Source organism: Shewanella sp. ZOR0012 (genome assembly GCF_000798835.1).
Taxonomy (GTDB): domain Bacteria; phylum Pseudomonadota; class Gammaproteobacteria; order Enterobacterales; family Shewanellaceae; genus Shewanella; species Shewanella xiamenensis.
The window spans coordinates 2,823,178-2,836,072 of record NZ_JTLE01000094.1; the positions used below are offsets into that span (position 1 = coordinate 2,823,178).

The window sequence follows — 12,895 nt, forward strand, 5'->3', positions numbered from 1 at the left end:
GGATGGACTCGCTGCGTGTCGATGAGCAAACATCATGGCTCGCCTCTCAGTCGGGCCCGAATTTAATTCACTTATCTGTTCTAATCCTGCCCTTCATTCAACGCATTTCTGGCTTTGAGTATTTTTACTAATTAAAAATCATATTCTTACAAAATAGGGGAGTGCGATAAGGGCGATGCCGATGGCGATAAGCAGCGCGAGATTGGTGACAAAATAAGGGTAAATCATCAGGGTGAGGCCGACGGCCAGAGGGATGGGGGCAGCTTGGCGCTTGCCGTAGGTGAAAAAGCCAAGACCAAAGAGGCCAAAGACTAAACTCCATAACAATAAAGCTGGATTATCAAACACCTTGAGTTCCTCAGTGATTAGCCTTGGTAAGCGCTGACCTGTTACTGTGTCATATTGGTCAAATGATGGTTTAGGACTGAGCCGCTGAATTGAGTCTACTGCTAAAACTCCCTTGGCGTAATTAAGCTTTATTCATCTTAATCGTTGTGTGAATCCGCTATTTTAGTGCGCTGTTTTATTTACATTTTAATACAGCGAGGATTCAGGTTATAGCTCATATAACTCTAAGGGTAAGCCGTCGGGATCGCTAAAAAAGGTGAACTTTTTGCCTGTGTATTCGTCAATGCGGACGGGTTCGACGGCGATATGATGTGCTGTGAGATGCTCGATCGCCGTTTCAATCGATGCGACGCGAAAGGCGAGATGCCTAAGGCCGCAGGCTTCGGGATAGCTAGAGCGTTTGGGAGGATTGTCGAAGGAAAACAACTCGATTCGACTCATATCCGGCAGTTGTAAATCGAGTTTATAGGACTGGCGATCTTCACGATAATGCTCTGCAAGCACGCTAAGGCCAAGAATAGTCACATAAAAATGTTTGGACTTTTGATAGTCACTGCAAATAATCGCTGCATGGTGAATGCCGAGTAACATGGCTTGCCTCTGTACTGTTTAACTGATGTTTAGGCTAGTGTGTTTTAAAAAAGCCAGAGTCACAACGGTGTGTGACTCTGGCGCTAACCTAAGATTTTTATCTTACTTCGCTAGCTGGCTAATGGGCGAGTTCAAATATCGCGGAGGACAGAGGTGCAAGTTGCAACTGAACTTGACCTTCACCTTGTTCGACGATTAACTGCGCCGTATGGTCTTCCAGTAAATCCTTAAGCGGATAGCTTGCATCGGTTAACTGCCATTGCGCAATCAGAGATTGGGGCAGTTTAAGTGAAAATAACTTGGCTTGGGTTTGACTAAAGTTACTGACAATAATCAGCTTTTGGCCTTTGCTATCGGCGGAATTAGCCTCAAAGCGGACAAAGGCAAAGGTTGCTTCATCATAACCCGTTGCGCTGCCATTGATTGCCTTATTATTGGCCTTATTGCTAGCCTTTGCAGCCGATACCGCGTTACGGTTGGCTGCATCTAGCGAGTAATATTGCCCCAAGAGCGCGGGCGCATTTTTCCCCGTGCTGAGGTTCAATAGTTTTTGATAGTAGGTGCGCAGCGCGGCTTCTGTTGTTGTCGATTGGCCGCCATCAAATTTACCTTGATTCATCCAGCGCTGATGGGCGGGAACACCCGCATAATCAAAAATACTGGTGCGCGAAGCATGGCCAAAGCCTAGGTTTTGCGTCGCCGCTTCTCCGACTTCTTGACCAAAATAAATCAAGGTGGGTGAGGTACTTAAGGTTGCTGACACCACCATTGCGGGCAGGGCGTAGCGGGGATCGACCGCATCCGTTGACGCATTACCACTTAAACTACCTAAAAAGGCGGCATTGGCGATGCGCTGCTCATCGTGATTTTCTAAAAAATGTAGCATATGCGAGTCGATATCTTGCACTTTAGCCTGATCCGCGGCGATCTGCGCGGTACTTTTTTGCCCTGCCATAATGGCTTTGAGGGTGTCGTAAAGATCGACCTTGTCGTAGAGGTTGTCCATTTTGCCGAGCTGAATATAGTCGCGATACAGCGCGGGGGTATAGACCTCAGCTAAGATAAAGGCTTCGGGATGACTATGTTTTATATGACTATTTAAATAGCTCCAAAATTCGACTGGCACCATTTCGGCCATATCGTAACGAAATCCATCGACTCCCATCGCTAACCAATACTGGGCAATTTGATTGAACTTAATCCAAGAGTTAGGTAATTCATGACTATGTTGCTGCCAAAAAGCATAGTGCTGCTCGGCGCCGAGCGTGGCATAGCGTGGCGGTAGTGCGGGGAAATCATGGCTGCCATCGGGTCGGACACCGTAATTGATTTTAACGGTTTCATACCAGTCGTTCATATCTGGCTTGGCAAGGCGTGAGCCATTGCCCGTCCATTTGGCGGGGATTTCCTTAAATTGACCATCACTTAGGGGATGCGATTCACCGCCTAACGGTTTGAGGCTCTCTGGTAAATCGGGCACTTGAAAGCCAGAGGATTGCTGCTTATCAATCACATAGTAAAAGTTATTATGCTTTGCATATGCAAGGGTTTGATTATCGTCTTCACCAAAATCGCGCACGTCATCTGGCTTAGTGATGGAATGATAATTACGCGCCACATGGTTGGGGACTATATCGATAATTACCTTTAAGCCTTGCTTGTGGGTGCGCTCGATAAGTGCTTGAAATTCCTGTAAACGCTTAGCGGGATCGACCGCTAAATCGGGGTTTACGTTGTAATAATCTTTAACCGCATAGGGCGAGCCAGCGCGGCCCTTAACCACATCGGGATCATCGTGACTAACACCAATCGCACTGTAATCGCCAATTAGAGCGTGGTGTGGTACACCCGTATACCACACATGGGTAACGCCTAAGTCTTTGATACTTTTGAGCGCTGTGTCATCAATATCATTAAATTTACCCACACCGTTTTCGCTAATCGTGCCCCAAGGTTTATTGGTGGTGTTTTTATTGCCATAGAGTCGGGTAAAAATTTGATAAACAACGGGTTTAAACTTGTTTGCTTGCTCAGCATTATGATCGGCTGGCAGGATTTCACCTTCGTCGGCATTTAGATTGGCAGGCACAGTTTTAGCCGCCACTGCATCTAACGCCGTTACTTGAGTGCTGATTGCTGGTGTGGTCATGGTGCAAAAGGTGCTAATGCTGCTGAGTGCCAGTATGCTAAATCCCTGTTGCCAGCGATAAGCGCGACGTTTGCTGCTGTTAGATAATATAAAATTCAACCTAGGTTCCTTTACTGACTTGGCGGCCAAACTGTGGTTTGGCCGCGCTGTTAGCTAAGTTTGCTATTGAGTATGGGTTATTGATGATTGAGTTCAAGCAGCATAACGCCAGCATTGGGCAGAACAAGTGATTGATTCAGCTTGAACTTATCCTCCGAGAAGACAGAAATAGCAGAGCTATTGCCTGCCAATACCTTGTTAAATCGGCTTAAATCGAGCGTTTGTGCTTGGTCATTCTTGTTGTAAATCACCATCACTTTATCTGCATCGGCTTGGTAGCAGGCATTGCCCGCGAGGGCATGTTTTGCAGCACACCGAAATTGCACATAAATGCCGTTTTGCGGCACAAAGTGCAGTAAATCGCCCGTTTGCAGCACGGCTGAATGCTTACGGTAATTGAGTAGGGTGAGCACAAACGCAAGTGCTTGCTGCTGTTTTGCATTTAGCCCTTTACCGCTAAAACCGTTGACTTTGCTATTGGTAAAGCCACCCGGAAAATCACTACGCACTACACCGTCGTGGCGATCTTTGGTCGGGCTGGTCATCAATACTTCGGTACCGTAAAACAGCTGTGGAATGCGTTTGGCCGTTAACACATAGGTGAGGGCCATTTGATACAGCGGCAGGTTTTCTTTAAGCAGACTATAAATCCGATTTGTGTCGTGGTTACCTTCAAAGAGGACTAACTGGCTTGGGTTCGCATATACCACATCGTTAGCTAACATCTCGTAAAGCTTGATAAAACCAGTATCCCAGCCTTCTGGCTCGTTCAGGCTTTCAAGCAGCTTTTCATAAAGTGGAAAATCCATCAGGCTCGGCAAATCTGAGGTATAGCCATCGGCATTGATTTTGCCTTTTTGCCAATAGGAGACGGTAATGGGATTGGCGGTCCATTCTTCTCCGACAATATTAAAATGCGGGTATTCCGCCATTAAGGCTTTTGACCATCGGGCTAAAAAGGCTTTATCGGCGTAGGAGTAAGTGTCTTCACGAATGCCCGAAAGCCCCGCGTATTCCACCCACCAAATGCTGTTTTGAATAAGGTAAGTCGCAAGCTTTGGATTGCGTTGATTAAGATCGGGCATCGAATCTACAAACCAACCGTCGACAAAATCCCGTTTATCCTGCATGTCGGCGTAGGGATCTTGCACTGTGGTGCGTCTATGACTGGTAAAGTTCGGGCTAGTAGAACTGGCCGCAGGAGCCGTTTGGGTGTCAGTGACATTGGTTTGCTGTGGGTAATTGAGCCAGTCACTGCTCGGTAAATCCTTTAGCCACCAATGATTTGAGCCAATATGGTTAAGCACAACGTCTTTAATTACGCCTAGGCCACGTTGTTTGGCCTCCGTGACTAACCTTTGGTAATCCTGATTGTTGCCAAAACGCGGGTCGACCCGATAAAGATTAGTAATGGCGTAACCATGATAGGAGTACTGGGCTTGGTTATTTTCAAGCAGTGGGTTTATCCACAGCTGAGTGACGCCCAGTTTGGCTAAGTAATCTAAGTGCCGGCGAATACCTTCGATATCGCCGCCATGGCGACCATCGGAATTTTCTGGCGCCGCATGCTCGAGCATATCGGCTTGATTATCATTGCTTGGGTTGCCATTGGCGAATCGGTCTGGGGTGATAAGGTAAATCACATCTTTATTGCTAAAACCTTGGCGCTCTCGGCTGCCATCTGCCCGCGCAGCTAAAGTGTAGGGCAGTTGGAAGAGCTGCTTGTCGCCAGCGAGAATGCGGATGTCAAAGGTCTGCGGTTTGGTTTGGCGCAAATCTAAATTGATAAACAAATAATGGGGATTATCCGTCTGCTCAATCCCTTCAAACACCACATCTTGGCCAGCTATCTCAACCTTAAGCAGCGTTGCATCCGCGGGTAGGGCGCTGCTGTGTAGCATTAATTGCAACTTAGGATTATGCATGCCCGCCCACCAAGAGAGCGGTTCGAGAGTTAAAGGAGCTGTTGAATTAACTTCACTAGCACTAAGATTGCCTGATAATAACGCTGTAGAATCGATTGTCCCTGCTTGAGTATTCCAACTGATTAAAAAGCTAATACTGAGTAGTAGATGTCGTCGTGTGAAGATCATAATTGTTCCTTATTCAGTGCCAAGTAAGTCAAGTATTTACACTTTTAGGCTTCTTTACTTGATGAGGCTTAAACTAGCTGTGCAAGATACTGTTCATGGGTTGGCATATTACTCACGGTGTTTTTGATTATCACTTTGATATTGCTTAAAAATTCAGTTAAAGCCTCAGGGGCGACTGTGTTTGCGAGTGGATTATAATCTGTAGGGATGATTCCCTGTCCTAACATCACTTGAACCCAAGCTGCTTCCGTAAAGAGTTCATCCTTGTGCCTAAAAATAGCGCCCGTTTCGCTAAAAAGGCTAATCTTCTGTTGCAAGCTTTCAGGTATCTGCATTTGCTGACAGGCGCTCCATAGCGTGTCGGTATCAGAGTCTGAACGTCGGTTGAGATAATAATGCAAGATAATAAAATCGCGGATTTGTTCGAATTCCAGTTGGGACTGCCGGTTAAACTCATCCACTGTTGCTTGGACTACACCTTGGTGGGGAAACAGTTTAGTTAAGCGAATGATGGCCGATTGCACTAAATGAATGCTTGTAGATTCAAGAGGTTCTAAAAAACCACTTGAGAGACCTATAGCAACACAATTATGTTGCCACTGTTTAAGCCTACGGCCAGGGATAAAGGATATTTTTTTCGGTTCAGCGAGAGGTTTACCTTCAAGTGTCGATAGTAGTTTTGCTTTCGCCTCTTCGTCTTTCATATAGCGGCTACTGTAAACAATGCCATTTCCTGTTCTATGTTGCAGCGGGATCCGCCATTGCCAACCCGCCTCATGGGCGATAGCACGAGTATAAGGTTTTATCTCGCAGGCCTTTTCGCTTGGGACAGCGTATGCACTGTCGCACAGTAACCAATCTTGGTAACTCTCATAGCCGACATTAAGTGTTTTTCCTATCAATAGGGCAGCAAAGCCTGAACAGTCAATAAAAAAGTCGCCTTGAACTGAGTTTCCAGAAACCAGCGTTAGGTTTGTAATATGTCCATTAGCGGCACAATTTACCGATTCAATTTTACCCTCAATGCGTTTTACTCCTGACTTTTCACTGTATTGTCGTAAAAGCCAAGCGTAGCGTGCGGCATCAAAATGGTAAGCGTGGGTGAGACCAGAGAGAGGCGAATGGGGAATTTGTTCAATAGATTGAAATTTATTGTTTAAGGCGGCTTGGTAATTAAGTGAATAATCCCAAAATGATGCCATCATCTCGGGTTGAGTACTGAGCCAGTACTGGTGAAACTGTGTATAGCCAATATCTTTTCCTATACTACCAAAAGCGTGCATATAGCTATCACCCTGTTTACCCCAGTGTTCAAATTGAATACCGAGTTTAAAGGTGGCATGGGTTGCTTGAATAAATTCGTTTTCCGGGATCCCAAGAACACTGTTGAATAACTGCAGTGGTGGAATAGTGGCTTCTCCAACACCAATGGTGCCTATATCTTCTGACTCTACGAGAGTAATGTTAAGGGTGTGTTTAAATAATTTCGCTAATAATGCGGCCGTCATCCAGCCCGAAGTGCCGCCACCTACAATGACAATATCTTTGATTTGACTCATGATCTAAGCCCTTTAGTTGATGTTTAAGGCTGATGACTAAATGGGAAATTACTGATAGTGGAACAATAAAGAGAAAAGCCTCTGCAATAGATTGCAGAGGCTTGGTACGTAAACTATTAGAACTTATAGTTAGCGCCTAACATAAAGTTACGGCCATAGTTTTGATAATCGCGAACTAAACGTTGATCCGAACCTGTGTATGATGTGAAAGGTTCATTGGTTAAGTTGTTGACTTGGAAAAGAATCGATAATCCATACAGTGATTCAATTCCACTTTCGCTAAAGTCATAACTCACTTGGGCATCAACTACTGTTTCGGCTTTAATGTTCACGTTTTCACGTTGCAAACTGATCTTAGTCACTTCACCAAGGAAGTCACTGCGGTAACGTGAGCTGATACGTGCTTCAAAGCCTGAATTTTCATAATAAACGGTTGCGTTTAAGGTTTTTTCAGACAAGCCTGGCAACGTTGTTGGTTCGCTTGTTGGTGTTTCTTTTACTTCACTGTCAGTGTATGAACCACTTAGCACTGTACCAAAGCCACTGAGTACATCGGCAAACATACCAAAGTCTAAGGAGACGGCGGCCTCAACCCCTTGAACGTAACCACCTTCACCATTTTGAGGTTGTGTGATTACCCCGATTGGATTACCTGGTACACCTGGGAATAGGGTGCTGAAGTCGAAATCGACTTTTTGATCGTAAACATAGTTCTCTAGGTCTTTATAAAACACTGCAACAGAGAAATAGCCTTGATCACTAAAGTAGTTTTCGTAACTTAAATCATACTGACGTGCTAACCAGGGACGAAGTTCTGGATTACCTGCGTTTCCTGTCCAGTTAACGCCATCATTTGGATTTTGGTTATAGCTGTAGTTCAGGTTGGCATTCATCTTGTCCATGCGTGAACGGGTTAATGTTCGCGCAGCTGCAAAACGCACCACTTGGTTTTCAGCTACTTCAAAGCTTAAGTTTAAGCTTGGCAGCCATTCTACGTAGGAGTCTCCCGCGGTACGCGGAGTTAAAATCACTTTGCCAGCTTCTACTGTGGCAACAGTACCATCTGATGATTGATCGGTATAAACCGCCTGTAAGCCAGCATTACCAGTGAATGGAATACCGAATACTTCAGACTCTAAATTTGCTAACACATAGCCTGTTGTGACTTCTTCCTGTACTGCCCAAGAGTTGGTCGCGCGGCTTAAATCCACATCGGCGACGTCGGTTTCTATATAGTTGCCGTCGTTATAGAAAGCTAAAGAGTCATAGCTGAGTACATCGCCCATGCCAAAGAAGGCGAGGGAAGTAGGATCAAGTAAGTACTGATCCGGTACTGTCATAGTGTAATCGGCAGAACCATCATAGCCTTTAAGGGTTAAATAGTAGCCCTTGTCAACTTTGGTTTTGTCACGATCAGTCCGGTTAACACCAAATTCAACACTACGAATTGCACCACCGTCGAGCACATATTCAGCACTGAGACGGAAAGATTTTAGTTCATCTTCAATTTCAGGTTTATTAATAAAACCGTCCTGAGTGTTGGCGCCAAGTGGACTACCCCAACCGAGAGGATCACCGAGTTTTATTACATTTTTATCTGCATAATCAAGGTTATGGTCGAAAACATATCCGCCTTTACCATTGTAGGCAAAGCTTAAGTCATCAACAGCACCAACACCTGTACCGCGACCAGTGCCTGAGTAGCTCTCCATACCAATGTCGGTACGATTTGCCTTAGAGAGTGACACGTCAGCTTCAAGGTTCCAACTATCATTGACGCTGAATTTGTTGTTCCAACCGAGGGATAAAGAGTCCGCGTCACGTTTGTTGACATCGTTACGTACAACCACTTCAGCGCCTTTGATTACACCTTCAGTCACCAGACCATCGACAGTCGTAGTGGCAACAACGCCGCCATTGGTGCCCCAAGCCGCAGGGATTTCAATACCACGCAAACGTTGGTCATCTACAAATTTTGAGTAATAGACATCCAATGTAGAATGGAATCGGTCGTTTGGTGCATACTCAACCACAGCCAGTAGGCCATCACGCTCTAATTCACTCGAGCGAACAAAGGGTTTTGCACCACCTAATACACTGTCACCATTAGCATTATCTGGATAACCCCATGCTTGCCAACGTTCTTCTTGGTTGGGAGACATCATGCGCGCATAACCAATGGCGACACCTAAGGTATCATCGGCAAATTGGTCAATATAAGAAATACTTCCGCGGTAACCTTTGTCGTCGGAGCCACTGTTGAGTGCGCCCAGATCGTTCATTTCACCGCGCACTGCTACCGCAATCGTTTGTTCACCATGTGAAAGAGGGCTAATGGTTTGCATATCAACGGTACCGCCAATAGCTTGTGCCATTACCGATGCATCTGGTGTTTTGTACACGACGACACGGTTAAGTAATTCGGATGGATATTGGTCAAACTCAACACTGCGGTTATCGTTAACTGAGGCTTGTTCACGACCATTGAGTGTTGCTGTGGTAAAATCGGGTCCCATTCCGCGAATCGAAATCACGTTTGCACGACCATCTAAACGTTGGGCTGAGACGCCTGGCAGACGGGCAAGAGATTCGGCAATACTCACATCAGGTAACTTACCAATATCTTCAGCAGAAATCGCTTCAACGATAGAAGAAGAAGACATTTTTAACGATTGGGATTCTTGCAAGCTACGGCGAATACCAGTCACCTGAATGACTTCTATATTTTCGTCTTTGGTTGCTGTCGATTGTGCAGTAGTATCATCTGCTGCGTAGGAGTGCATACTGGCGCCTGCAGCAACAAGTGCTAAGGTCAGCAAGCTGGGTTTAAATCGCATCATTTCTATCTTCCCCTTGAAGTCGCTTTTAACCGCTTATGTAGAGCGTTTTATCGTTATTACCGCATTGTTTTTGCGGCCTTTTTTGGTATTTCGGCGCTTAATTGACTGCATAAGTGCTGCGTTTATGACCAAATTGTTATGCAACGGTGAAGATACTACTCCCGCTAATCTTGGGGTCACAATATAGTGCATACGTATTCAATAGCTCATGCACCCGCTAAAACTGGGGTTATGGGGAAAAAAAGTCCAATTTTATCTCCAGCAAATTTAGTATAACACAATGTTAATAAAGGGTTATTTTGTTATTGGTTAGACAGGTCTGATGATAGTGCGCTTTGCATACGTATGCAGGTGTATTGAACCTTATTTCCTTCTTCACGTATGCTCGCTGTCACAAATACAAGCCGTAGCGCCTTTACTCCGCAGTAACATTGCTGTAACTGCCTGTTAGTGAGTTTTTGGGTTAGCTCGCTGAAGAATAAGGATAAAGGGGCATTATGAGTGAGTTAACCTGGTGGCGTGGCGCCGTAATTTATCAAGTCTATCCACGCAGCCTTTTAGATACCAATGGTGATGGCGTAGGCGATCTTCGCGGGATTATCACTAAGTTGGATTATATTGCCAGTCTAAACGTGGATGCCATTTGGATTTCCCCCTTCTTTAAATCCCCCATGGCTGACTTTGGTTACGATATCAGTGATTATCGCGAGGTCGATCCCTTATTCGGTTCGATGCAGGATTTCGATGAGCTGATTGAAAAAGCCCATCAACGCGGTATTAAAGTCATTATCGACCAAGTGTTAAGCCATACCTCGGATCAACATGCGTGGTTTATCGAGAGTCGTGAGAACCGTACCAATCCTAAGGCCGATTGGTATGTGTGGGCGGATCCGAAGGAAGATGGTACCGCACCCAATAATTGGCTAGCGATCTTTGGTGGTTGCGCTTGGGAGTGGGAACCGCGCAGGCAACAATATTATCTGCACAACTTTTTGCGCAGCCAACCCGACATAAACTTCCACAATCCTGAAGTACGTCAAGCCGTGTTAGATAATGTGGAGTTTTGGCTGAAGAAGGGCGTCGATGGTTTCCGCTTAGATGCCATTACCTTCTGTTATCACGATGAGCAGCTTCGTGATAATCCGGCAAAACCCAAGGATAAACGCCAAGGGCGGGGATTTAGTGAAGATAATCCCTATGCCTATCAGTACCATTATTACAATAACGATCGCCCACAAACGATTCAGTTTATTGAAGAATTACGCCAACTTATCAATCGTTATCCAGGCGCTGTGACCTTAGGTGAAGTTTCTGCTGAAGACTCACTCGCTGTAATGGCTGCCTATACCAAGGGCGAAGATCGCTTACACATGGCTTACAGTTTTGAGTTGCTGACCGATGACTACAGTGCCACTTATATTCGCCAAACGGTAGAAGCGCTGGAAGGCAGTATTGGCGATGGCTGGCCCTGCTGGGCAATCGGTAACCATGATGTGCAGCGGGTAGCGAGCCGTTGGGGGCGCGGTAAGCAAATACCCGATATGGTGAAAATGCTTAATGCGATGCTTTGTTCGCTGCGTGGCAGTGTCTGTAGTTATCAAGGGGAAGAGCTTGGCTTAACCGAAGCACCAATTGAATTCCACGAGTTACAAGACCCTTTCGGCAAAACCTTCTGGCCGATGTTTAAGGGGCGAGATGGTTGCCGTACTCCCATGCCATGGGAGCAACATGCAGATTTTGCAGGCTTTAGTCAAGTAACCCCTTGGTTACCAGTGACAAGCGAGCATCGAGCTCTGGCTGTTGATGTACAAGAAGCTGACCCCGCATCTATGTTACATGGCTATCGTCAGTTCCTTGCATGGCGCAAAGGTTATCCTATTTTGATTGAAGGGGAGATTGAGTTTCTCGATGCGCCAGAGCCGTTATTGGTGTTTGTGCGTAAACTTGGGGAACAGAAGCTATTGGTTTGCTTCAACCTATTAGACTCTGAGACTCAGTTGTCGCTAGCAGGGCTTAAGTTACAGCAAGAATTAACCGGACATGGTTTAAAAACCGCACACTTGCAGGGTGATAACTTGATATTTTCAGCCTATGCCAGCTTCTATGCACTATTGGTCTAGTTGGTTGTATAAGTTAGCGGTCTTCCAGCTATGGCCTCAAACAAGCAGTGACAACTCGATTGTTACTGCTTGTTGTTTTACGTAAACGCCTAAGGGACATACCCTTTAGATAATAAAAACATGATTAGAGAGCACAACTATGGCGTCATCTATTAACACCAGCAGCCACACGACCAGCGTCAGCGGATCGGATAATGGCAACTACCGTTTTGCGCTAGTATCACTGACTTCACTGTTTTTTATGTGGGGATTTATCACTTGTTTAAACGATATTCTGATCCCCCACCTAAAAGCTGTTTTTTCACTCAATTACACCCAAGCGATGTTGATCCAGTTTTGTTTCTTTGGGGCTTATTTCTTGGTGTCTATTCCAGCTGGCCAACTTGTTAAACGACTTGGCTACCAAAAAGGGATTGTCACAGGCTTAGTGATTGCCAGTATCGGCTGTGGCTTGTTTTATCCTGCCGCATCCCTTGCAACCTACGGTTTATTTCTCGGCGCACTTTTTGTGCTTGCCTCAGGCATCACCATTTTACAGGTGGCAGCCAACCCCTATGTCAACGCCCTTGGTAGCGCAGAAACTGCATCGAGCCGTTTAAACCTGACACAAGCTTTTAACTCACTTGGCACCACAGTTGCGCCGTTTTTTGGGTCTATTTTGATTTTATCGGTGGCGGCAACGGCGTCTTCTGAATTAGCGCAAGCCAATGCCGAGGCGGAAGTCGTTAAACTGCCTTACTTGTTGCTCGCCGCAGCTCTTGCCGTACTTGCCATCATTTTTGCTAAGTTAGATTTGCCGGTGATCCGTGAACATACTGAAACAACTGGTGGGGTTCAAACCCATTTAGGTAAAACCAGCGCACTACAAAGCACGCATTTAGTGCTGGGCGCAGTGGGGATTTTTGTCTATGTGGGCGCTGAGGTTTCTATCGGTAGCTTCTTAGTCAACTTCCTTGGTGAATCACACATAGTCGGTATGCCAGAAGAACAAGCGGCCCATTACATCGCCTATTACTGGGGCGGCGCGATGGTCGGACGTTTTATTGGCTCGGCTGTGATGCAAAAAATCCCCGCAGGCACAGTGCTTGCATTCAAT

The 12,895-nt window shown here is 45.8% G+C and carries 8 protein-coding genes; 2 read left to right on the forward strand and 6 right to left on the reverse strand.

Going from position 1 to position 12,895, the window contains the following annotated elements; translation table 11 throughout:
* Positions 1 to 138: 138 nt before the first annotated feature.
* From L976_RS14095 to L976_RS14120, 6 genes are all read right to left on the reverse strand, one after another.
* Positions 139 to 348: a hypothetical protein gene (locus L976_RS14095; RefSeq protein ID WP_047537660.1), complete on the reverse strand. Its 210-nt coding sequence runs from the start codon at positions 346 to 348 to the stop codon at positions 139 to 141.
* A gap of 207 nt (positions 349 to 555) precedes the next feature.
* Positions 556 to 939, reverse strand: coding sequence for an SMU1112c/YaeR family gloxylase I-like metalloprotein (gene gloA2 / locus L976_RS14100; protein WP_047537663.1), 384 nt, complete (start codon positions 937 to 939; stop codon positions 556 to 558).
* 118 nt (positions 940 to 1,057) lie between these two features.
* Entirely contained in the window at positions 1,058 to 3,187 is a 2,130-nt protein-coding gene (locus tag L976_RS14105; RefSeq protein WP_047537665.1) for an alpha-amylase family protein, read from the reverse strand.
* Positions 3,188 to 3,264: 77 nt separating this feature from the next.
* The gene (locus tag L976_RS14110; RefSeq protein WP_231570501.1) at positions 3,265 to 5,280 is read right to left on the reverse strand and encodes a glycoside hydrolase family 13 protein; all 2,016 of its coding nucleotides are present in this window, start codon (positions 5,278 to 5,280) and stop codon (positions 3,265 to 3,267) included.
* Between the two features lie 68 nt (positions 5,281 to 5,348).
* Complete coding sequence (locus L976_RS14115) at positions 5,349 to 6,839, reverse strand: tryptophan halogenase family protein (RefSeq protein WP_047537667.1); 1,491 nt, start codon at positions 6,837 to 6,839, stop codon at positions 5,349 to 5,351.
* Between the two features lie 116 nt (positions 6,840 to 6,955).
* The gene (locus tag L976_RS14120; RefSeq protein ID WP_047537669.1) at positions 6,956 to 9,679 is read right to left on the reverse strand and encodes a TonB-dependent receptor; all 2,724 of its coding nucleotides are present in this window, start codon (positions 9,677 to 9,679) and stop codon (positions 6,956 to 6,958) included.
* A gap of 497 nt (positions 9,680 to 10,176) precedes the next feature.
* Here L976_RS14120 and L976_RS14125 point away from each other — a divergent pair, with 497 nt between their 5' ends.
* Positions 10,177 to 11,799 carry an alpha-glucosidase gene (locus L976_RS14125; protein WP_047537671.1) on the forward strand — a complete coding sequence of 541 codons (1,623 nt, stop codon included), beginning with the start codon at positions 10,177 to 10,179 and terminating at the stop codon, positions 11,797 to 11,799.
* Between the two features lie 139 nt (positions 11,800 to 11,938).
* Positions 11,939 to 12,895, forward strand: a 957-nt coding sequence (locus L976_RS23315) for a sugar MFS transporter (protein WP_047540530.1), incomplete at its 3' end; no start/stop codon positions are given.